General features: G+C 65.0%; 18 protein-coding genes. 5 read left to right on the plus strand and 13 right to left on the minus strand.

Translation table 11 applies throughout. The features are described 5' to 3' along the window. Positions 1-39: 39 nt before the first annotated feature. From kdpB to MRBLMC3_RS10505, 3 genes are read right to left on the minus strand one after another with little or no spacing between them, the layout of a single operon-like run. A complete protein-coding gene (kdpB, locus tag MRBLMC3_RS10495) occupies positions 40-2,070 on the minus strand; it encodes a potassium-transporting ATPase subunit KdpB (RefSeq protein WP_363828334.1) in 2,031 nt (676 codons plus the stop codon). A 10-nt stretch (positions 2,071-2,080) separates the two neighbouring features. Further along, positions 2,081-3,784 (minus strand): potassium-transporting ATPase subunit KdpA, encoded by a 1,704-nt coding sequence (gene kdpA / locus MRBLMC3_RS10500; protein WP_363828337.1) that lies wholly within the window; start codon positions 3,782-3,784, stop codon positions 2,081-2,083. Positions 3,785-3,796: 12 nt separating this feature from the next. Further along, positions 3,797-3,886, minus strand: coding sequence for a potassium-transporting ATPase subunit F (locus tag MRBLMC3_RS10505; RefSeq protein WP_363828340.1), 90 nt, complete (start codon positions 3,884-3,886; stop codon positions 3,797-3,799). A 571-nt stretch (positions 3,887-4,457) separates the two neighbouring features. Between MRBLMC3_RS10505 and MRBLMC3_RS10510 the strand changes: the two genes are divergently transcribed. Together MRBLMC3_RS10510 and MRBLMC3_RS10515 are read left to right on the plus strand one after the other, a co-directional pair. Then, the gene (locus MRBLMC3_RS10510) at positions 4,458-5,522 is read left to right on the plus strand and encodes a type III polyketide synthase (RefSeq protein WP_363828343.1); all 1,065 of its coding nucleotides are present in this window, start codon (positions 4,458-4,460) and stop codon (positions 5,520-5,522) included. Next, positions 5,519-6,652: an NAD(P)/FAD-dependent oxidoreductase gene (locus MRBLMC3_RS10515; protein ID WP_363828346.1), complete on the plus strand. Its 1,134-nt coding sequence runs from the start codon at positions 5,519-5,521 to the stop codon at positions 6,650-6,652. The genes MRBLMC3_RS10510 and MRBLMC3_RS10515 overlap by 4 nt, the downstream gene beginning before the upstream one ends. On the opposite strand, the gene MRBLMC3_RS10520 is transcribed toward MRBLMC3_RS10515, so the two are convergent. Further along, positions 6,582-7,280, minus strand: coding sequence for a methyltransferase domain-containing protein (locus MRBLMC3_RS10520; protein ID WP_363828349.1), 699 nt, complete (start codon positions 7,278-7,280; stop codon positions 6,582-6,584). The two genes, MRBLMC3_RS10515 and MRBLMC3_RS10520, sit on opposite strands and share 71 nt — an antisense overlap. A 59-nt stretch (positions 7,281-7,339) precedes the next feature. On the opposite strand from MRBLMC3_RS10520, the gene MRBLMC3_RS10525 reads away from it, so the two are divergent. Further along, positions 7,340-7,741, plus strand: coding sequence for a DUF2147 domain-containing protein (locus tag MRBLMC3_RS10525; protein WP_363828352.1), 402 nt, complete (start codon positions 7,340-7,342; stop codon positions 7,739-7,741). 8 nt (positions 7,742-7,749) lie between these two features. On the opposite strand, the gene MRBLMC3_RS10530 is transcribed toward MRBLMC3_RS10525, so the two are convergent. The 5 genes from MRBLMC3_RS10530 to MRBLMC3_RS10550 all read right to left on the minus strand — a co-directional run bounded on the left by MRBLMC3_RS10530 (position 7,750) and on the right by MRBLMC3_RS10550 (position 14,264). After that, positions 7,750-8,610, minus strand: a complete 861-nt coding sequence (locus MRBLMC3_RS10530) for a class I SAM-dependent methyltransferase (RefSeq protein ID WP_363828355.1) — start codon at positions 8,608-8,610, stop codon at positions 7,750-7,752. A gap of 62 nt (positions 8,611-8,672) precedes the next feature. After that, on the minus strand, positions 8,673-9,956 hold the full coding sequence (locus MRBLMC3_RS10535; RefSeq protein ID WP_363828358.1) for an HD-GYP domain-containing protein: 1,284 nt from the start codon (positions 9,954-9,956) through the stop codon (positions 8,673-8,675). A gap of 153 nt (positions 9,957-10,109) precedes the next feature. Continuing rightward, positions 10,110-11,558, minus strand: coding sequence for an efflux transporter outer membrane subunit (locus MRBLMC3_RS10540; RefSeq protein ID WP_363828361.1), 1,449 nt, complete (start codon positions 11,556-11,558; stop codon positions 10,110-10,112). Between the two features lie 10 nt (positions 11,559-11,568). Next, positions 11,569-13,116 carry a DHA2 family efflux MFS transporter permease subunit gene (locus MRBLMC3_RS10545; RefSeq protein WP_363828364.1) on the minus strand — a complete coding sequence of 516 codons (1,548 nt, stop codon included), beginning with the start codon at positions 13,114-13,116 and terminating at the stop codon, positions 11,569-11,571. Continuing rightward, positions 13,113-14,264 carry an HlyD family secretion protein gene (locus tag MRBLMC3_RS10550; RefSeq protein WP_363828367.1) on the minus strand — a complete coding sequence of 384 codons (1,152 nt, stop codon included), beginning with the start codon at positions 14,262-14,264 and terminating at the stop codon, positions 13,113-13,115. Before MRBLMC3_RS10550 ends, MRBLMC3_RS10545 begins: the two co-directional genes overlap by 4 nt. A 94-nt stretch (positions 14,265-14,358) precedes the next feature. Here MRBLMC3_RS10550 and MRBLMC3_RS10555 point away from each other — a divergent pair, with 94 nt between their 5' ends. Further along, on the plus strand, positions 14,359-14,790 hold the full coding sequence (locus MRBLMC3_RS10555; protein ID WP_363828370.1) for a MarR family winged helix-turn-helix transcriptional regulator: 432 nt from the start codon (positions 14,359-14,361) through the stop codon (positions 14,788-14,790). Positions 14,791-15,039: 249 nt separating this feature from the next. On the opposite strand, the gene ilvD is transcribed toward MRBLMC3_RS10555, so the two are convergent. Further along, complete coding sequence (ilvD, locus tag MRBLMC3_RS10560; RefSeq protein WP_363828373.1) at positions 15,040-16,893, minus strand: dihydroxy-acid dehydratase; 1,854 nt, start codon at positions 16,891-16,893, stop codon at positions 15,040-15,042. Positions 16,894-16,992: 99 nt separating this feature from the next. On the opposite strand from ilvD, the gene MRBLMC3_RS10565 reads away from it, so the two are divergent. Next, positions 16,993-17,895, plus strand: coding sequence for a LysR family transcriptional regulator (locus MRBLMC3_RS10565; protein ID WP_363829415.1), 903 nt, complete (start codon positions 16,993-16,995; stop codon positions 17,893-17,895). A gap of 15 nt (positions 17,896-17,910) precedes the next feature. Here the strand turns inward: MRBLMC3_RS10565 and MRBLMC3_RS10570 are convergent, their stop codons facing one another. The 3 genes from MRBLMC3_RS10570 to MRBLMC3_RS10580 form a co-directional block, all read right to left on the minus strand. Next, the gene (locus tag MRBLMC3_RS10570) at positions 17,911-18,060 is read right to left on the minus strand and encodes a hypothetical protein (RefSeq protein WP_363828375.1); all 150 of its coding nucleotides are present in this window, start codon (positions 18,058-18,060) and stop codon (positions 17,911-17,913) included. Positions 18,061-18,230: 170 nt separating this feature from the next. Next, positions 18,231-19,412 (minus strand): acetyl-CoA C-acyltransferase, encoded by a 1,182-nt coding sequence (locus MRBLMC3_RS10575; RefSeq protein ID WP_363828378.1) that lies wholly within the window; start codon positions 19,410-19,412, stop codon positions 18,231-18,233. 154 nt (positions 19,413-19,566) lie between these two features. Beyond that, on the minus strand, positions 19,567-20,082 hold the full coding sequence (locus tag MRBLMC3_RS10580; RefSeq protein WP_363828381.1) for an MgtC/SapB family protein: 516 nt from the start codon (positions 20,080-20,082) through the stop codon (positions 19,567-19,569). Between the last annotated feature and the right edge of the window lie 212 nt (positions 20,083-20,294).

Genomic DNA, 20,294 nt, shown 5'->3' on the forward strand with positions numbered 1-20,294 from the left:
CCTCCGTTCGCGCGAAACGAACGGCTGTTGCGCTGCGGGTCAGGCCAGGCCCAGCCCATTCACGGCAAGGTCGATCAGCTTGATCCCCACAAAGGGCGCCACCAGCCCGCCAAGTCCATAAATGGCGAGGTTTCGCGCCAGCAGCGGTCCCGCCCCGATCGGGCGATAGGTCACGCCCTTCAGCGCCAGAGGAACCAGGCATGGGATGATCAACGCGTTGAAGATGATGGCCGAAAGGATCGCGCTCTCCGGACTGGCGAGGTCCATGATGTTGAGCACCCCAAGGCCGGGATAGAGCGCCACGAACATCGCCGGGATGATCGCGAAATATTTGGCGACGTCATTGGCTACCGAGAAGGTGGTCAGCGCCCCCCGCGTCATCAGCAATTGCTTGCCAAGGCCCACCACCTCGATCAGCTTGGTCGGATCGCTGTCGAGGTCGACCATGTTGCCGGCTTCCCGCGCCGCCTGGGTGCCGGTGTTCATCGCCACGCCGACATCCGCCTGCGCCAGCGCCGGCGCGTCGTTGGTGCCGTCGCCGCACATGGCGACCAGCCGGCCTCCCTGCTGTTCCTTGCGGATCAGCGCCAGCTTGTCCTCAGGCGTGGCCTGGGCGAGGAAATCGTCCACGCCCGCTTCCGCCGCGATGGAGGCTGCGGTCAATGGATTGTCGCCGGTGATCATCACCGTGCGGATCCCCATTTGCCGCAGTTCCCCGAAACGTTCACGGATGCCCGCCTTGACGATATCCTTGAGGAAGATCGCGCCGAGCAGCCGCCCATCCTTCGCCACCGCCAGGGGCGTGCCGCCCGCGCGCGCGATTTCGTCGGTGATGCGGCGAAGCTCCTGTGCCGCGGCCTCCTCCTCCAGGCCGGGATTGGCCCGCAGGATGCTGTCCACCGCACCCTTCTGGATGGTCGATCCCTGAAGCGTCACCCCGGAAAGGCGGGTCTGGGCGGTGAAGGGAATGACCACTGCTCCCTGGGGCAGCGTATCCGCGCTTTGCCCGAACTTCTCCCGCGCCAGAAGGACGATGGAGCGGCCCTCCGGTGTTTCGTCAGCCAGGCTGGCGAGCAGCGCGGCTTCAGCCAATGCGGCCTGGGTTGCTCCCCCGACGGCGCGGAATTCGGTCGCCTGACGATCGCCCACGGTAATGGTGCCGGTCTTGTCGAGCAGCAGCGTGTCTATGTCGCCGGCCGCCTCCACCGCGCGGCCCGACTTGGCCAGCACGTTGAACCGCACGAGCCGGTCCATGCCCGCAATGCCGATGGCCGACAGCAGCGCGGCTATGGTCGTCGGAATGAGCGTGATCAGCAAGGCGGCGAGGATCGCCACCGGAATGCTGCCGCCCGCATAGCTGGCAAAGCCCGGTATCGTGCCGACCGCTATCAGGAATATGATGGTGAGGCCCACCAGCAGCAAGGTGAGGGCGATCTCATTGGGGGTTTTCTGCCGTTCGGCGCCCTCCACCAGGGCGATCATGCGATCGAGAAAGCCCTGTCCAGGATTGACCGTGACGCGAACGCGGATCTGGTCGGAAATGACGCGCGTACCCGCCGTCACCGCACTGCGGTCGCCGCCCGCTTCCCTGATGACCGGCGCGGATTCGCCTGTGATGGCCGCTTCGTTGACCGAAGCGACGCCGGCAATGACCTCGCCGTCGGAGGGGATGAGGTCGCCGGTTTCGACCAGCACGACGTCGCCCATCCTGAGCAGGCTGGCCGGGACCGTCTCGACGGCGTCGCCCTTCAGCCGCTTTGCGGTCAGTTCCGCCTTGGCTGCGCGCAGCGAGGCGGCCTGCGCCTTGCCGCGCCCTTCCGCCAGCGATTCGGCAAAGGTGCCGAACAGCACCGTCAGCCACAGCCAGACCACCAGTTGCAGCTTGAAGCCGATGGCGAGATGGTCCTGCCCCACGGCGAGCAGCACCGTCAGCAGCACGGCGACCGTGGCGGTCGTGAACATCACCGGGTTGCGGATCAGTTCCCTTGGGTTGAGCTTGCGGAAGGCGTCGCCGATCGCTGGAAGGATGAGGTCGGCGGTGAAGAGCGATTTGGCTTCGGACCGGGGCATGGGGTGATCCTTAAAAGAGCTGGCCATGGATCATCGCGAGATGATCGGCGATGGGGCCAAGGGCGAGGCCGGGCAGGAAGGTGAGTCCGCCGACGATCAGCACGATGCCGACCAGCAGCCCTGTCCAGAGCGGCCCCGTGGTGGGGAAGCTGCCCGCGGTTTCCGGCGTGTATTTCTTCGCCGCCAGCCCGCCGGCGATGGCCAGCATGGGTATGATGACGAAGAAGCGCCCGATCCACATCGCCACGCCCATCAGGCCGTTGTAGAAGGGCGTGTTGGCGGAGATGCCGGCAAAGGCCGACCCATTGTTGGCGACCGCGCTGGTGAAGGCGTAGAGGATCTCGCTGAACCCGTGCGGTCCCTTGTTGAGCGGCCCCGCAAGACCAGCCGGCAGCACGCTCGCCAGCGCGGTGAAGACCAATATCACCAGCGGCAGCACGGCGATGGCGAGAACGGCGAGCTTTACCTCCCGGCTCTCGATTTTCTTGCCGACATATTCCGGGGTGCGACCGACCATCAAGCCGGCGACGAACACGGCGAGGATGGCGAACAGCAGGAAGCCATATATGCCCGCGCCGACGCCGCCGACCACGACTTCGCCCAACTGCATGTTGAACAGCGGGACCAGGCCGCCGAGAGCGGTGAAGCTGTCATGCATGGCATTGACCGCGCCGCAGCTTGCCGCCGTGGTGATGACGGAGAAGAGGGCGGAGGCGGCTATGCCGAACCGTACCTCCTTCCCCTCCATATTGCCGCCGGGCACTCCCAGATGGTGGAGGATGGGGTTGCCCGCCGCCTCCTGCCAATAGGTGACGGCCACGCCGGCGAGGAACAGGACCATCATCGCGGCAAGGATGGCCCATCCCTGGCGCACATTGCCGACCGCCTTGCCGAAGGTGTAGGTGAGGCCGACGCCGATTGCGAAGATCGAGAGCATCTGCACGAAATTGGTGATGGCGGTCGGATTCTCGAACGGATGGGCGCTGTTGGCGTTGAAGAAGCCGCCGCCGTTGGTGCCCAGCATCTTGATCGCCTCCTGTCCCGCGACCGGGCCCAGGGCGAGGGTCTGCTTCGCGCCTTCCAGCGTCGTGATGTCGATCGACCCCGCCAGCGTCTGCGGCACGCCGCTCGCCATGTAGAAGATGGCAAGCACGACAGAGAGCGGCAGCAGCAGGTAGAGCGTTACCCGCACTGTATCGGCCCAGAAATTGCCGATGGTGGCGCTGCTGCGCCGCGCGAAACCCCGGAACAAGGCGAATGCGAGCGCAATGCCCGTCGCGGCCGAAAGGAAATTGTGGAGGGTGAGCGCCAGCATCTGGCTGAGGTTCGACATGGTCGATTCCCCAGAATAGCTCTGCCAGTTGGTGTTCGAGGTGAAGCTGATCGCGGTGTTGAAGGCGAGATGCGCGTCAATCGCGCCCAGATGCTGCGGGTTGAGCGGCAGCACCGCCTGCATCCGCAGCAGCGCATAGGTGAGGAGCAGCGCCACCGCGTTGAGGATCAGCATGTGCACGGCATAGCGGCGCCAGCCCTGCTCCTCCTGCGGGTCGATGCCGCAAAGGTGGTAGAAGCCGCGCTCGACCGGGCCGAGCACGGCATGAAGCGGCGTGCGGCGCCCTTCGTATAGCGCGAACAGCCACAGGCCGACCGGCTTTACCAGGACAAGCAGCAGGCCGACAAAGGCCGCGATCAGCAGCCATCCCTGAAAGGTCATGAAACGCCCTCCCTAAAAGCGTTCGGGCCGCGCAAGCACGGCGACCAGATAAAAGAGAAGGGCGATGGCGGTGAACCCGGCGAGCCAGAGGTCGATGGTCATGACGCCGCTCCTCACGCCCGCTCGCACAGCGCGGCATAGCCGAGGCTGGCGACGAGAAGGAGGAGGATCAGGCCGATCCAGAGCATGTCTTGCATAAGAAAACTCCCGCAGTCGAAACTGTCGCGCAGGGGTGCGGGACGGGCTATCGTCTGCCGCAGGTCAATTAAGGCATGGCGGCGTTTGAAATCGAGACAGGGGAAATGAGCGAGGCATAGAAATTGCGTATGAAAATGATCTGCTGAAAATGATCTGCTTCGCAATCCAGCCCGCGCCGCGTCAGATGCCTTTCACTGCGGGGCACTGCCCGGCACGGCGTCATGGATCGAGCAACGGGATGACGGATATGGCGTCGTCATTGCAGATGGAAGGGAACGGTTCTTGTCCGGTGCGATTGTTGACGATGGCTGACCGCCGTTCCTGCCGCGTGCACCAATGCGCCCCTTGCGGCGTCCGGTCCGGTCCGATCTTTTGGCGGCGCAAGATGCAGGTTCAGCGCAGAGGAAAGGCTGCGCGCTCGACTGATTTTCCTGGCCTTGATGATTTTACCCGACACAGGAGACAAGCCGACACCATGACCGACACGCGCGCTCGCATCAACGCCATCGGGTGCGCCGTGCCCACGCTGGACATGCATGCGCCCTTCGTCCGATGGGCGACGGAGCAATTGGACGACCCGCACGAACGACGGCTGTTTCAGCGCATGGCGGAGCGATCCGGCATCGAACATCGCTGGTGCGTGCTGCCGTCCACGGCGGAGGGCGGGTCCCCGGTCGACCCTGGCGGCTTCTATGCAGGCGAAATGCCGCCGACCTCGCTGCGCATGCGCTGCTACGCCGATCACGCTCCCCGACTGGCGATGGAGGCGATCGCCCGACTGAAGGCGCAGGTGCCGGTCGAGGGGATCAGCCATCTGGTGGTGGCAAGCTGCACCGGCTTCGTCGCTCCCGGCATAGACCAGATCATTGCCGAGCGGCTGGGCCTGGCCGATGTCGAGCGGACCCTGGTCGGCTTCATGGGCTGCTATGCCGCCGTTGCGGCGTTGCGCACGGCGCGGCATATCGTGCGGTCGGAGCCCGATGCGCGGGTGCTGGTGGTGACGGTCGAACTGTCTTCCCTGCATTTCCAGCCGGAGCGGCAGATCGAGCGGCTGTTGATGATGCTCCAGTTCGCGGATGGCGCTGCGGCCGCGCTGGTGATGGGGACCGGGGCGGGGATTGCGATCGACCGGCCCTTCTCGCTCAACCTCGCCGACTCGGCGGAACTGATCCGCTGGGACATAGGCGATAGCGGCTTCGTCATGCATCTGTCCGGCGAGGTGCCGGGGCGCATCCAGGCGGCGCTGGCCGATCCCGCTGTACGTCGTCGCCTTTGGGGCAGTGAGGATATGGCGGCGATAGAGCGATGGGCGGTGCATGCCGGCGGCCGGTCGATCCTGGACGCGGTGGAGCAGGGACTCGACCTTGGCCGGAATGCCCTGGCGCCGTCACGAAGCGTGCTGGCGCGGTTCGGGAACATGTCGTCTTCCACCCTGATGTTCATCCTGCACGACATGCTGGAGGGCGCGGGGCAGGGGGTGGCGCTCGCCTTCGGGCCAGGATTGGCGGCGGAGGGATTTCGCTTTGAAGGACTGCCATGACGTCGCGCTTGCCCGCGCTGGTCGTCGGTGGCGGGCCGGCGGGCGCCGCGGCGGCGATCGCCCTTGCGCGGGCGGGGGTGGACGTGCAGCTCATCGACCGCCAGAACGGCCCTCATGACAGCGTGTGCGGCGGTTTCCTAGGCTGGGATGCCCTGGCGGCATTGGGCGATCTGGGTCTCGACGCCCACCTGTTGGGCGCGCGGCCGATCCAGCGATTGCGCCTGCTGGCGGACGGCCGGGAACTGGAACTGCCGCTGCCCCATGCGGCGGTGGGGCTGTCGCGGCGTACGCTGGACGAAGCACTGATCGGCCGCGCCGCGCAGGCTGGAGTTGTCATCCGGCGCGGCCGGGCAGTGCGTGCCGCCCATCCCGCAGAGCGCTCCATCCGGTTGGACGATGGCGAACATCTGAAGGGAGACGCGCTGTTCCTGGCGACGGGCAAGCATGAATTGCGCGGATTGGCGCGTGATCTTGCCCGGTACCGGCAGGCGCCATGCGTCGGGATACGCGCAATCCTTCCCGGCGGTGCGGACTTGGCGGGCGTGATCGAGATGCATCTGTTCGACGGCGGCTATGCAGGGTTGCTGTTGCAGGAGGATGGCTCCGCCAATTTCTGCCTGTCCGTTGCGCGGGACCGCCTGTCGGATGGCGTCCCGGAGCTGATCCAGGCCATTATGAAGGAAGCGCCGCATCTGGCCGATCGCATGGCCGGAAAAATGCCGCACTCTTTCGAGGCGATTGCTGGCGTACCCTATGGCTGGCGCGCGGCGGCGAATGTGCCGGGCATCTTCCGCATCGGGGATCAGGGCGCGGTGATCGCTTCCCTGGCAGGGGACGGCATCGCCATCGCGCTCCACAGCGGAGCGAGTGCGGCGCAGGCCTATCTGCGCGGCGGTGCGGAGGCGGCGATGGATTGGCAGGACGCATGGCGCCGCCGCAGCCGGCGGCCGCTGGCGATTGCCGAAGCGTTGCGTCTCGGGGCGGCGGGACCACGGGGGCGCGGGCTGCTGATGCAGTTGCTGCGCTGGATACCGGCCCTGGGGGCTCAGGCCGCGCTGTTCACCCGCATATCCGCTCCACGCACAGGCGGAAGGAAAAGCGTCGGACGATCCGGACATCGTCCAGGCTGACACCGGCCTGGGGCAATATTTTCGCCCAGTCGCCGGGACGGAAGGACCGGGCGATCGACAGCTTGCCATCCTCCCGGACGATGCGGTGGACGCGCAGCAGGCGCGCGAGCAGCGGAAAGCCCCAATAGGCAAAGCCATGCCGGTGCAGGTCGCAGATCAGCCAGCCCATGCGCGCTTCCGCCTCCATATGGCGCAGGAACGTCATCAACTGCGCGTCCGTCATATGATGCGTCACCTGGCTGGAGATGATGAAGTCGAATTGTTCGGGCTGGTCCAGATAGTCGCCAGCGCGATAGTCGATGGGAAGGTTGGGCGGCGTGGCTCGACGAGCCGCGGCAAGGCTCTTTTCATTGAGGTCGACGCCGATCAGTTCCGCCTCGACGCCCCGCCGGCGCGCCCAGCGCGCGACGGCACGCAGGACGTCGCCGTCGCCGAAGCCGACGTCGAGCAGGCGGAAATGCCGGGCGGAACCGATTGCGCGGTTCAGGAAAGCGATGGTGGGCCACGCCGTGAAGGTCCAGCGGTTCACGCGCGCGAGATCGTGGAGCACGCGCTCATAGACGGCGGGATCCAGGTCTGGCGCGTCCATCTGCTCTTCCTGCCGCGAACGGATCGAAAGATCTGCCATAAGCCCTCTCTTCTTTGCTTGCATCATAGCATATCTTCATGGGCGTGGAGGTGCATGCCATGGGATTATTCGCCGCGTTCCTGCTCCTGACGGCCGGAGCCCAGCCAGCGTCCGTCGAGGGGCAATGGCTGACGGAGGATCGGAAGGGCGTGGTGCAGATCGCGCCATGCGGGGGACAGATGTGCGGACGGATCGCGCGGGTGCTGGACAAGGGGCCGGGCGTGCCTGCGACCGACGTCAACAATCCTGAGCCGAAATTGCGCGGGCAGCCGATATTGGGCCTGCTCACCCTATGGGGTTTCCGCCGTGTCGGCGCGATGTGGAAGGATGGGCGCGCCTATGATCCCAAATCGGGGCGCAGCTACCGAGCGACGCTGGGGTTGAACCTGGATGGAACGCTCAAGCTGACGGGCTGCGTGTTGTTCATCTGCCAGTCTCAGCGCTGGACGCGGGTGCGTTAGAGGGATTTTCAAGCGGTGGATCGCTGGTCCGCACCCTTTTCCCAAAGGAAAATGCCATAGCGCATGGCGCCTGTGCGAAGCGCGAGGATCAGGCGCGGCAGGCTTAGGATGAAGTCGCGGCTCCGGGTACGGGGGTTGAAGGCGAGGCTTCGCAGCATCGGATCGTGGATCATCGCCAGCGCCAGTCGCCGCAGGCAGATGGTCCAGGTGCGGCGCACGCGGACGCTTGCATCCTCATAATCGCGCAGCACGAACCCCGCTCCGGCTGCGAGCGCCTCATAGTCCATCCGGCTACCCATGCTGGGCAGCCGCCCTTCGCGACAGATGGGATGCAGGAGGTGGCGGATCTCCCATGGCCGCGCTCCTTCACCCTCCAGCCAGGCGCAGACGACCAGCCGCCCGCCGGGCCGCAATGTCCGCGCAACCTCCGTGAAAAAGCGGGCCTTGTCGACCATATGTTCGGAACTTTCGATCGCATAGGCGCCGTCGAAACCCGCATCGGGCAGTTCATTGTCCAGCCAGTCGCGACGCAGGCAGGTGAAGCGGGAGAGCGCGCGCGCTTTTGCAACATTCTCCTGCACGGCGGAAAGGGTGAGGCCCATGATGTGGACATCGTGGCGGGCGATGATCCGGGCGGCGGTGGCGCCATAGCCGCACCCTATGTCGCACAGCGTCTGCCCCGGTTCCGGCGCCAGACGCGCCTCCACCTGCGCAACCAGCGCTTCGGCCGCTTCGGCGGGACTCTCATATCCCGTCTGCCAGTAGCCATGATGGACATGCTCGCCCCAGATCCGCCGGTAGGCGAGGTCCAGTTCGTCATAATGAACGGCGACGCCCGCCGCGGTAGAGGGGCTGTCCGGTACGATCATGCCGCCTGTATCACCCGCCGGACTGGCGGGCGCAACGGATTTTCAGAAGCGAGGCCGCGCCTTCACCCCGCCGCCGCCAGCAGCTTCGCGCTGAGCGCGGGCCATTCGGTCATATCCCAGCCTTCGGGCGTTTCGCGCGTGATGATCTGGTCCGCGCCGAAGCAATTGGCAAGATCGATATCCTCTGCCTTCACAAAGCCGCGGTCGGCGAGGCAATAGAAGGGCCGCACCACCGGCAGCGTCAGATCGTCCGCATTCTGCTCCACCACGATCGCCAGCCGGTGCGAGCGCAGGCGAACCAGCGATCCGACCGGATAGATGCCGACCGCCCGCTGAAATGCCTGGAAGATTTCGGGGTCGTAGAGCGTCTGCGCCTCATCCAGCATCAGCAGGGTGCGGGACGGGTCTTCGCCATGGCGGTGGATGCGGTTGGACGTCATCGCGTCATAGGTGTCGCAGATCGCCGCCATGCGGGCGAACCGTCCGATTTCCTCGCCCTTCAGCCCATGGGGATAGCCGCTGCCGTCCAGCCGCTCATGATGATGAAGGCAGACGTCCAGCACGGCGTCCGGCATTTCTCCGCCCAAAGCCAGAAATTCATGGGCCAGCGTGGTGTGGCTCTTCACCACCTCCCACTCCTCTGGCGTGAGCGGACTGTCCTTGTCCCAGGTTTCCTGCGGCACATGGCCCATGCCGACGTCCATCAGCAATCCGGCAAGCCCGGCCTGTTGCACCTCCTCGGGAGAAAGGCGGAGCTGCTGCGCCAGGCTGATCATCAAGGCGCAGACCGACAGGGCGTGGAGATAAAGATATTCGCTCGTGTTCTTGAGCCGCGTCACGGCCATGAAGGCATGAGGATTGCGCTGGATGGAACTGGAAATCTCGTCGATCATCGATTCCAGCTTGTTGAGCTTGATCGCGTTGCCCAGGCGGGAATCGTCGAAGATCTTGTGCATCGCGCGCACGGACTTGCGGACGAGGCGGTTCGCGTGAACCATCTCTGCCTTGGTCGAAAGCCGGTCCTTCGACAGCGGATCGAAGGGACGGCTGACGGGAGCGGGCGCGGCGCGTCGGGCTATGGTCGCGCCTGCGCGGCCGAAAGGGCGGTCGCGCAGGTCGTTTGCCGGCGCGCGGGGTGCGGCTGGCGTTTCCCTGGGTTTCAGGTCAGCGCCGCGCGTCGTGTCGATCTGTACCCATTCGACCTTGCTCGCCTTCAGGTTTTCCAGCTGATCGGCGTCCTCCAGCAGCATCCGGCTCTTCCAGAAGGGGTGGGAGAACCAGGACCCTTCCATCTTGTGGAGAAACATGCCCAGCTCGACATGCTCGGTACGAATTCTTTTCAACATGATGATGCGCGGCCCCGAGTTGAGAGTCCGTCCTGTCTGAACCGAAGCGCGCTTCTCCGTACGTGCCGGGTCCCCTCCCGGACGGGTCGCGCTCTCATCCAGACGATATGGACTTCCAGAAGGGCATTTCGCCCCTAAAGCCTTGCGGAAAGGTTAAATTCCCGATTGCCAGCCCAGGCCAAGCGCCTTTTGCAGGGCGATATAATCCGCCGTCATGGCCGCTGTCCCCTGCGTCAGAGCCTGTGCCGCCGACAGGCTCTGCCGCTCCGCGTCAAGAAGCTGGATACGCGTGGCAGTTCCGGCGTCGAAACGCTGGCGTGTCAACGCGGCGGTGCGGTCGGCCGAAGCCTTGGACCGGGCAGCGCTGGCGACGCTCAGCCGACGGGCGCCGAAGCGGGAAAGCGCATCCTCGCTGTCGCGCAGGGCGTTGAGCACTGCCTGCCGATATTGCGCGGCCGCCTCGTCCCGCACGCCTTCGGCCTGGCCCACGCGGGCCGCGTTGCGGCCGAAATCAAGGAAGCTCCAGCTCAGGCGTGGCATGGCGATGGCGGCCAGCGTACCGAGATCGACCAGATCACCCGGATTCGTGCCGCCGATCCCGATCAGGCCCATGAAGCTGAGGCTGGGAAAACGCGCCGCTTCCGCGACGCCGATCCTGGCGGTGGCGGCGGCGAACTGGCGTTCCGCCGCACGAATGTCGGGACGGCGTTTCAGCAGCGCAGCCGGATCGCCGACTGCCACCTGTGCGGGAGGCAAGGGCACCGGTGCGGGCGCGGCCAGCATGCCGTCAAGCGCACCGGGCGCTTCCCCGGCAAGCGTGGCCAGCGCGTTCAGATAGGCGTCGCGCTCCGCACTGAGCGGCAGCAGCGCTGCGTCGCTCTGCTCCAACTGGTTGCGCTGCTGTTCCACCTCCAGCGCGGACGCAGTGCCCTGGGCACGGCGCTGCTCCGTCAGGCGCAGCATCTCCTGCTGCCGGGCCGTGGCCTGCTGTGCGAGGGCGATCCGCTGCTGGCGATCGCGCAGATTGACATAGGCCTGGGCGATTTCGGCGGTCAGGCTGACCTGCGCGTCGGCGACATTGGCTTGCGCCGCCTCGAACTGCGCCCGTGCCGCCTCCATGCCGCGTCGCCGACCGCCCCACAGGTCGATTTCCCAACTCGCGTCGAAGCCGAGATTATAGAAGTTGAGCGACTGGCTGTCGCCACCGTCGGAACTTCCATCGTTCGAACTGCCCAGATTGACGCCGGGAACGTCGGCATGGACGTAGATGGCGGATGCATTGACCTTGGGCAGGGTGTTGGCGCGCTCTGTCCGCAGGGCGGCGCGTGCCTGCCGCACCCGCGCCTCTGCCACGGCCACGCCCGGATTGGCGGCAAGCGCGCGGGTTTCCAGCGCGTCGAGAACCGGATCTGCCAGCGCCGTCCACCAGTTCGCCGCGACCGGGGCCTGCGGGCTGATGTCAGCGGGCGTCCTGGCGAAATTGGCGGCCGGGCTGACGGGCCTGGCCGCTTCCGGTCCATGATAATCCGGTCCGGCGGTGCAGCCAGCCAGGATCAGCAGGGGAAGGACCGCCGGGAAAAGGACTTTCGGGGGGAAACGCATGGAACCAGCCTCAATGCATCGCGATCGCTTGCCCCTTGGGCAAGGGACGCAGGAACAGCACCAGCGGCAACACGGCAATGATGCCGACCGCCAGCATCGTGAAAATGTCGTTATAGGTCATCACCAGCGCTTCCCGCTGGATCGTGCCCGCCAGCGAGCGAAGCGCGGCGTCCTGCCCGCCCAGCGAATGGGCCAGGCCACCGATATAATCCTGCACTTGCCCGCTATTGGCGCTCAGGCTTTCCTCCATGCGGCGGCTGTGCAGCCAGCTTCGCTGGTCCTGGATGGTGGCGATGCCTGCCAGCGCCAGCGATCCGCCCAGATTGCGAACGGCGTTGAACAGCCCGGCGGCATCGCCTGCATCCTCGGGCGGAACTGCTGCGATCGCGGCCTGGTTGAGGAAGAGGAAGCCGAACACGTTGCCGATGCCTCGCAGTAATTGCGACTCGACGAAATCATGACCCACCGCCTGATTGGTCAGCACCGTGTCGATCCCGCAGCTTGTCGCCATGACAAGGAGGCCAGCGCCAACGGCAATGCGTATGTCGAGATGCCGGATCAGCAGCGGGGTGAGCGGCATCAGCATCAGGCTGGGAATGCCCGACAGAAGGACGATCCGTCCCGATTGCAGCGCGTCATAGCCGGCGATCGCCGCCAGAAACTGTGGAATGATGAAGGCGGTGCCGTAGAGCATCATGCCGATGACCAGCCCCATCAGCGCAACAGCGCCAAATTGCCGGTCCAGCAGCAGCTTCAAGCGGATGACCGGCCTTTTCGCGAAATATTGCCCCGCGAACAGCAGGATGAAGCCGATACCGCAAATGATCGACATCAGGACGATTTCCCGGCTCTGGAACCATTGTTCCCGCTGTCCCTCCTCCAGCACGATGGTAAGACCGCCCAGTCCCAGCGCCATGCCCGCAATGCCGAGCCAGTCGGCCTGCCAGAATTCGCTGGGGCGCGGCTTTTGATGCGGCATCGTCACCAACAGCAGGGTGATGAGCAGGATGCCCACGGGCAGGTTGAGGAAGAAGGCGTAGTGCCAGCTTATATTCTCCGTCAGCCATCCACCGACCAGCGGGCCGAGTACGGGGCCCAGAATGGCGGTGACCCCGAACAGCGCATTGCCGATCGGCTGCTGGGAACGGGGCAGGCGGGTGGCGATGATCGTCATCGCCGTCGGGATCAGCGCGCCGCCGGTAAAGCCCTGGCCGACCCGGCCGACGACCATTGTCGTGAGATCGCTCGCCATGCCGCAGAGCATGGAAAAGCCGGTGAACAGAAAGGCGGCGGTGAGCAACAGGGTGCGTAGACCCAATAGTCGTTCCAGCCATGCCGCCAGCGGAATGATGATGATTTCCGCGACCAGATAGGATGTCGCGATCCAGGTGCCTTCCGTGCCGCTGGCGCCGATTTCGCCCTGGATCGTGGGCAGTGCGGAATTGACGATGGAAATGTCCAGCGTCGCCATCATTGCGCCCAGGCTGCCCGCGATGACGGCCAACCATGCGGCGGCGTCGGCGCGTTCGGGCGCGGCCGTATAGACAGGGGCGTTCATCGCTCGGTCCGGGCGTTATGCCGCTCCTGCTCCCGCCGGATCTGGGCGGCCGCATTCCTGGCCGAGCGGGTGTCGACGGACACTTCGACAGACATGCCTGGAACCAGCAGTTTTCGGGTCTCAGGCCCCGCGCTTATGGCGATGCGAACCGGTATGCGCTGGACGATCTTGGTGAAATTGCCGGTGGCATTCTGCGGCGGCAGGATCGAGAACTGGGCACCGGTGCCGGGCGCGATGCTGGCGAGCTTTCCTGGCAGTTCAACCCCCGGCAGTGCATCCACCTCGATCGTCACCGGTTGGCCGACGCGCATCAATCCCAGTTGCGTTTCCTTGAAATTCGCCTCGACATAGAGGCTGGCCTTGGGGACCAGTGTCATCAGGCGGCTGGCGGCCTGGACAAACTGGCCCTGCCTGACGCTCTTGTCGCCGATCCGGCCGTCGGCTGTTGCCCGCAAAATCGTCGCTTCCACATTGGTGTTGGCGGCCGAAAGCTGTGCGCGCGCAGCCTCTCCCTGTGCCTGTGCCTGTCGGACCTGTGTCTCCAGCGTGGCGATCCGCTTCTGGGCGCCGTTCAGCGTCGCGCGGGCGGCAGCAGCCCTTGCCCGCGCCTGCGTGGCCTGGTTCTGAAGCTCCGAGAGGCGTTCGCGCGTCTCTGCGCCGCTCGCCGCCAGCGGGCGATAGCGCTCCACCTCGCTCGCGGCGAAGCTTGCGCTGGCATTGGCGGCATTCAGCTCAGCCTCGGCCTGGGCGATGGCCGCCCGTTGCTCGGCCATCTGGGCGACCACGCCGGCCGCATTGGCCTTGGCCAGGTCGATCTGCGCCACGGACTGGGCGGCCTGCGCCCGGTAATCGCGCGGATCGATCTGCGCGAGGGGCTGGCCTGCCTTCACATCCTGATTCTCGGCGACAAAGACGCGGTCGACATAGCCCGAAACCTTGGGGGCAATGGTGATCGAATCGGCCTGGATATAGGCGTCATTGGTCGATTCCTGATATTTGCCGAAGGTTTCGAAGCGGATGAACCACAGCACGCCGCCGCCGATCAGCGCGAGAGCCACCACCAGCAGGATCAGGCGGACACGCGGACTTTTGAGCGGGGAAGGCCGGCTCTGGCCCGAGTCGTCGGCCGTGCTGGGGGAAGAAGCCATTGTTTCGGAATTCATAGGGGAGCCTGCTGCATTCAATTCCGTTTCATATGCTCGCACTTGCACTATAGCGCAATACCATTTATTGAGGTTCCTCATGAATGGTGCAGACGAACAGCTACTGACGGACCTGTTTCGGTTGATCACATTGATCCGCCGGTCCTTTGACCGTGCCATGACCGGGCAGGGGGCTTCGCTGGCCCAGACCAAGATATTGATGTGCATAAAGGCGCAGAATGGATCGGCGCGCGCCGCCGATATCGCGGAAATGATGAATCTGGCGCCGCGGACGGTGACGGAGGCATTGGACGGATTGGAGCGCGAGGGTCTGATCCTGCGCGTGCCCGACAGGGATGATCGGCGGGTAAAGCGGCTGGCGATCACCCCTGCAGGGGAGGCGGCGGTGACCGTGACCGAGCCCCTTCGCATCGAACTTGGAGCGAAGCTGCTGAAGCCCCTCGCCCCATCGGATCGCCGGCAATTTCATGCTGCACTGCAAAAACTATTGCAGGGACTGGCCGATAGCTGACCTTTTGATTTCCGTGAGATTCTCTGTTAGCATTGCTCCGCCTGACTGGCCAAGATCCGGCGGCGAGGGAGAGTGCGATGGAGCGTATGCATTACAGCATGTGCCAATGCAGCGTCGGACTGCTGAGCCTGTTCAGCGCGTCGGCACTGCTGTTGACGGGCACGGTCTACGTCCTGCTTCACTGATCGTTCGTGCATGAGCAGCCTCAAGGCCGCGCCGCATCGCTGAATGCGGCGCGCAGTTCGGTTATCAATCCTTCTCCACCTGACCCACGTCCCGCACCGCGCCGCGCGCGGCGTTGGTGGTGAGCGCTGCATAGGCGCGCAGGGCGGGCGAAACATTGCGCTTCCGCCCAAATGGCTTCCATGCCCTGGCGCCGCGTGCCTCCATTTCCACCTTGCGGGTAGCGATGACGGCGTCATCCAGGTCCAGCTTGATCAGGCGATTGGGAATATCGATGAGGATGGGATCGCCGGTCGCGATCAGGGCGATCAGGCCGCCCTCTGCCGCTTCCGGCGAGACATGGCCGATCGACAGCCCCGACGTGCCGCCGGAGAAACGTCCGTCGGTGATGAGTGCGCAGGCCTTGCCCAGACCCTTCGATTTCAGATAGCTGGTCGGATAGAGCATTTCCTGCATGCCAGGGCCGCCCTTTGGCCCTTCATAGCGGATGACGACGACATCCCCGGCCTTCACCTCATTGCCCAGGATGCCGGCGACCGCAGCGTCCTGGCTTTCATAGACGCGGGCTGTGCCGTGGAAGGTCAGGATGGATTCGTCCACCCCTGCCGTCTTGACGATGCAACCCTCCGGCGCGATATTGCCGAACAGCACGGCGAGGCCGCCATCCTTGGAGAAGGGGTGCTCCGCGCTGCGGATGACGCCGGTCTCGCGATCCGTGTCTAGTTCCTCCCAGCGGGCGCTCTGGCTGAAGGCCTGGGTCGTGCGGACGCCGCCGGGCGCCGCACGGAAGAAGTTGCGAACCTCCTCGCTGTTGGTGCGGCCGATGTCCCAACGATTGAGCGCGTCGCCCAGTGTCGGCGCATGGACGGTGGGCAGGCTAGCGTCGACCAGTCCGGCGCGCTCCAGTTCCCCCAGGATCGCCATGATGCCGCCAGCGCGATGGACATCCTCCATATGCACGTCGTTCTTGGCCGGCGCGACCTTGCAGAGGCAGGGAACGCGCCGGGACAGGCGATCGATGTCCGCCATGGTGAAATCCACCCCGCCTTCATAAGCGGCGGCGAGCAGGTGCAGCACCGTGTTCGTGGAACCGCCCATGGCAATGTCCAGGCTCATGGCGTTTTCGAACGCGGCGAAGGTAGCGATGTTGCGGGGCAGGGCCGACGCGTCGTCCTGCTCGTACCAGCGCTTGGCCAGATCGACGATGGTACGGCCTGCTTCCAGGAAGAGCTTTTCCCGGTCGGCATGGGTGGCGAGCGTCGATCCGTTGCCCGGCAGCGACAGCCCCAGCGCTTCGGTCAGGCAGTTCATCGAATTGGCGGTGAACATGCCGGAACAGGAACCGCAGGTCGGGCACGCCGACCGCTCGATCACCTTCACCTCCTCGTCAGTGTAGCTGTCGTCCGCCGCGACGACCATGGCGTCGACCAGGTCCAGCGCGACGATCTTGCCGCGCAGTTCGGTCTTGCCGGCCTCCATCGGGCCACCGGAAACGAAGATGGTCGGAATGTTGAGGCGCATGGCGGCCATCAGCATGCCCGGCGTGATCTTGTCGCAGTTGGAAATGCAGACCAGCGCGTCGGCGGTGTGGGCGTTCACCATATATTCGACGCTGTCCGCGATCAGATCCCGGCTGGGCAGCGAATAAAGCATGCCGTCATGACCCATCGCAATGCCGTCGTCGACCGCGATGGTGTTGAATTCCTTTGCGACGCCGCCCGCAGCCTCGATCTCCCGCGCGACGAGCTGGCCCAGATCCTTCAGGTGGACATGCCCGGGCACGAACTGCGTGAAGCTGTTGGCGATGGCGATGATGGGCTTGCCGAAATCCTCATCCTTCATGCCGGTGGCGCGCCAAAGGCCCCTCGCGCCCGCCATGTTGCGGCCGTGGGTGCTTGTGCGTGAACGATAATGCGGCATGGTCTGTCCTCGGTTTTTCTCCTGCCGTCATACGCTGTTGCGAGCAGGTTGTGAAATATATTGCAGCGATGCTATAAAGTCGCAGGATGAATGAATAAGATGGACCTGCGCCAGCTCAACCATTTCCTTGCCGTGGCAGAGGAATTGCATTTCGGTCGTGCCGCTGAGCGGCTGGGCATGACGCAGCCGCCACTCAGCCAGTCGATCATGGCATTGGAACGCGAACTGGGTGCGCCTCTCTTCATCCGGACAAAGCGTCAGGTGACGATGACTCCCTTCGGCCGCCAATGGCTGGAACATGTCCGGCCGGCGGTGGGCGCCGTGACCGATCTGGCTGCGGTGGCGCGCCACTTGCGGGCAGGGACGGTCGGGCGACTGGCCCTGTCCTTCGTCAGTTCGGCTGACTACAGCATTCTGCCTGAACTGGTGCGGCGCTATGCCCATGCCTTTCCAGAGGTGGACATGACACTGATGGAAGCGACGAGCGACGTTCAGGTGGAGGCGTTGGTCGAAGGGCGAACGGACGCGGGATTGCTGATCCCGCCTGCCTCGGGCCTGCCCGCCGCCATCGACTATCGCCCTTTGCTGAGAGAGCCGCTGGTGGCGGCCGTGCCGGAGAATTGGGCGGAGGACGGGCGCCTGCCGGTCAAGGACGGCAGGCTGGCCGGGGAGGACTGGCTTGACCAGCCGCTGCTGCTTTTCCCGCGGCATGTTTCGCCCACCTTCCACGACCTGGTCGTCGACCATTATCGGGCCAGGGGACGGGAACCCCATGTGCGCCAGCGGGCGATCCAGATGCAGACGATCATCAGCCTTGTGTCCGCCGAAATGGGAATGGCCCTGGTTCCCGCCTCGCTCCGCAATCTGGCGCGAACGGGCGTTCGCTACCTGCCGTTGGCGGACGAGGCGCCTGTGCTGGAAACGGGCCTGGCGTGGCGCGGGGCAGACGAGGCCCCGACGCTGCGCGCCCTTGTGCGGATCGCTCTGGGCCCGGACGGGTAGGATGGGAGACGACGCTCAGCCTGCCCTGGCAGCGAAAGCCGGGCTGGACAAGGGAAGCATCGGCGCCGTTTCCTGCAGTCGGGTCCTGACCATGACCAGCCTTTCATGGCCTGCGCGGACATTGGCGAAGTTCCTGCCCATCCAGGCGGGAACATGTTCGAGCATCGACTTGCTCCATGGCTCTGGTCACCGACTGAAGAGATAATCTCAATTGCGCGCAGGACGTTTCATGGCGCCGTGTTGCGCCATGGAAGCATTCAGAACCAGAGAGACATGGGTGAGGGCGCCGTCCTGATAGGCGGCGGCCGATCCTTCAATATTTCCTTCCCTCTCGCCTACAGGATTTCGAGAGCGACGGCGGTCGCTTCGCCGCCGCCGATGCAGAGCGCCGCAACACCCTTTTTCAGGCCTCTAGCCTTCAAGGCCGCCACCAGCGTGGCAATGATCCGCGCGCCGCTGGCACCGATGGGATGCCCCAGCGCGGTCGCGCCGCCATTGACGTTGATGCGGTCGTGCGGGATGTCGAGGTCGCGCATCGCGATCATCGCGACGGCGGCGAATGCCTCGTTGACTTCGTAGAGGTCGACCTCGCCAGAGGACCAGCCGGCCTTATCCAGTACCTTGCGGATCGCGAAAACCGGGGCCGTCGTGAACAGCGCGGGAGCATGGGCATGGGCTGCGGTGGCGACGATGCGCGCTTCTCTTGCGAGGCCCAGCTTCTCCGCGACGTCGGAACGGGTCAGCACCAGCGCGGCCGCGCCATCCGAGATGGAGGCAGAGGACGCCGCCGTGATCGCACCGTCCTTGGCAAAGGCAGGCTTCAGGGAAGGAATCTTCTCGGGCCTGGCATTGCCGGGCTGCTCGTCCTTGTCGACCTGGACTTCGCCGCCGCGCGTCCGGGCCGTCACCGGAACAACCTCCCCAGCGAAGGCGCCGCTGGCGATCGCGGCGTTGGCGCGAGCGAGGCTCTCAACCGCATAGGCGTCCATTTCCGCGCGCGTGAACTGATAGTCGCGGGCCGTATCCTCGGCAAAGGCGCCCATGGGCTTGCCGCGGTCATAGGCGTCCTCCAGCCCGTCCATCATCATCGTGTCGATGATCCGGTCATGGCCGATGCGCGCGCCGGAACGATGCTTGGGCAGGGCATAGGGGGCATTGGTCATGCTCTCCATGCCGCCCGCAATGACGATGTCCACGGTTCCCGCGCTCAGCGCTTCGGCGGCCATGATCGCCGCCTGCATGCCGGAACCGCACATCTTGTTGACGGTGGTCGCTTCGACGGACTGTGGAAGACCTGCGCCGAGCGCCGCCTGTCTGGCGGGCGCCTGCCCAAGCGCGGCGGGCAGGACGCAGCCCATATAGATGCGGTCAATGGCTTCCGGCGCGGCACCCGAACGCTCGACCGCCGCCTTTACCGCCACGGCGCCCAGTTCCGGCGCGGAAACGCCCGAAAGTGCGCCCTGAAAGCCACCCATCGGGGTCCGGGCATAGCCGGCGATGATGATATCCTTGCTCATTGCTCTTTCCTCAAGCGGTTCGGGAGCGGACCCTGCGCCATATCATGGCACGAATCGCAACAAGGGTTTCCGCCCACATCGCTTGTCTCTTCCCCTATCGCGACCATGCGCGCAACGTTGGGGGTCACTAAAGGCGGCGATGCGGAGGAGCCCTTCAGCCGTCACGCTTGGGGACTGCCGACCCCCGGCGATTGGGCATGGTGACGGAACCGCTTTCCGGATCGTCCGCCTTCTTCTCGCGCCGACCCATGCGCTTTTCGATCAGGAGGAGCAGGGACAGCAGGACCAGCGCGATCAGCGATCCTGCAAGCACGAGTACATATTGGCCGGCCCCTGCCGTGATTCCGACGGCTGCCGCCATCCACAGGCTGGCGGCCGTGGTCATGTTGCGCACATCGCCGCCGCGCACGAAGATGAGGCCGCCCGCAATGAAGCCGATTGCCTGGGCAAGACCCTGAACGACGCGGATCGGATCGCTGTCCTGATGGGCTTCCGCCAGTTCCAGTGCTGACAAAGTCAGCATCGCCGAACTCAGCGACACCAGTCCATGGGTACGCAGGCCCGCATCATGGCCGTGACGTTCCCGCTCAAATCCCAGCGCAAGGCCCAGCAGGGTTGCGAGCAAAAGGCGGACGAGCGTGGTACCGAAATCATTGGCCAGCATGGCCATAATACACGCGAAAGAGACTCGCCGTTCCATCCACGGCGACGAATTCGACAGGCCGCGTTCGCTATGGGATGTTAACGATCGTCGCTGTCGGAAGAAACATGTGCAATCAGGCCGTTGACCCGCATTTCATTTTCAGCCGTGCATGCGAACAACTGACAGAACCAATCCATCCATCGCGTCAGAATCGCCATGGTTCCTCTCCCTCTTTGCGT

It is taken from the genome of Sphingobium sp. LMC3-1-1.1 (assembly GCF_040676285.1).
Classification (GTDB): Bacteria; Pseudomonadota; Alphaproteobacteria; order Sphingomonadales; family Sphingomonadaceae; genus Sphingobium.

Excerpts from the sequence above, each read along its gene's own strand:
- MRBLMC3_RS10530 (WP_363828355.1), bottom strand. The coding sequence starts at position 8,610 with ATGATCGTACCGGACAGCCCCTCTACCGCGGCGGGCGTCGCCGTTCAT.
- MRBLMC3_RS10550 (WP_363828367.1), bottom strand. The coding sequence starts at position 14,264 with ATGGCTTCTTCCCCCAGCACGGCCGACGACTCGGGCCAGAGCCGGCCT.
- MRBLMC3_RS10570 (WP_363828375.1), bottom strand. The coding sequence starts at position 18,060 with ATGCTCGAACATGTTCCCGCCTGGATGGGCAGGAACTTCGCCAATGTC.
- MRBLMC3_RS10505 (WP_363828340.1), bottom strand. The coding sequence starts at position 3,886 with ATGACCATCGACCTCTGGCTCGCCGGGTTCACCGCCATCGCCCTTCTC.
- MRBLMC3_RS10520 (WP_363828349.1), bottom strand. The coding sequence starts at position 7,280 with ATGGCAGATCTTTCGATCCGTTCGCGGCAGGAAGAGCAGATGGACGCG.
- kdpB (WP_363828334.1), bottom strand. The coding sequence starts at position 2,070 with ATGCCCCGGTCCGAAGCCAAATCGCTCTTCACCGCCGACCTCATCCTT.
- MRBLMC3_RS10540 (WP_363828361.1), bottom strand. The coding sequence starts at position 11,558 with ATGCGTTTCCCCCCGAAAGTCCTTTTCCCGGCGGTCCTTCCCCTGCTG.
- MRBLMC3_RS10515 (WP_363828346.1), top strand. The coding sequence starts at position 5,519 with ATGACGTCGCGCTTGCCCGCGCTGGTCGTCGGTGGCGGGCCGGCGGGC.
- MRBLMC3_RS10545 (WP_363828364.1), bottom strand. The coding sequence starts at position 13,116 with ATGAACGCCCCTGTCTATACGGCCGCGCCCGAACGCGCCGACGCCGCC.
- MRBLMC3_RS10565 (WP_363829415.1), top strand. The coding sequence starts at position 16,993 with ATGGACCTGCGCCAGCTCAACCATTTCCTTGCCGTGGCAGAGGAATTG.
- MRBLMC3_RS10535 (WP_363828358.1), bottom strand. The coding sequence starts at position 9,956 with ATGTTGAAAAGAATTCGTACCGAGCATGTCGAGCTGGGCATGTTTCTC.
- kdpA (WP_363828337.1), bottom strand. The coding sequence starts at position 3,784 with ATGACCTTTCAGGGATGGCTGCTGATCGCGGCCTTTGTCGGCCTGCTG.
- MRBLMC3_RS10510 (WP_363828343.1), top strand. The coding sequence starts at position 4,458 with ATGACCGACACGCGCGCTCGCATCAACGCCATCGGGTGCGCCGTGCCC.
- ilvD (WP_363828373.1), bottom strand. The coding sequence starts at position 16,893 with ATGCCGCATTATCGTTCACGCACAAGCACCCACGGCCGCAACATGGCG.
- MRBLMC3_RS10580 (WP_363828381.1), bottom strand. The coding sequence starts at position 20,082 with ATGGCCATGCTGGCCAATGATTTCGGTACCACGCTCGTCCGCCTTTTG.
- MRBLMC3_RS10575 (WP_363828378.1), bottom strand. The coding sequence starts at position 19,412 with ATGAGCAAGGATATCATCATCGCCGGCTATGCCCGGACCCCGATGGGT.
- MRBLMC3_RS10555 (WP_363828370.1), top strand. The coding sequence starts at position 14,359 with ATGAATGGTGCAGACGAACAGCTACTGACGGACCTGTTTCGGTTGATC.
- MRBLMC3_RS10525 (WP_363828352.1), top strand. The coding sequence starts at position 7,340 with ATGGGATTATTCGCCGCGTTCCTGCTCCTGACGGCCGGAGCCCAGCCA.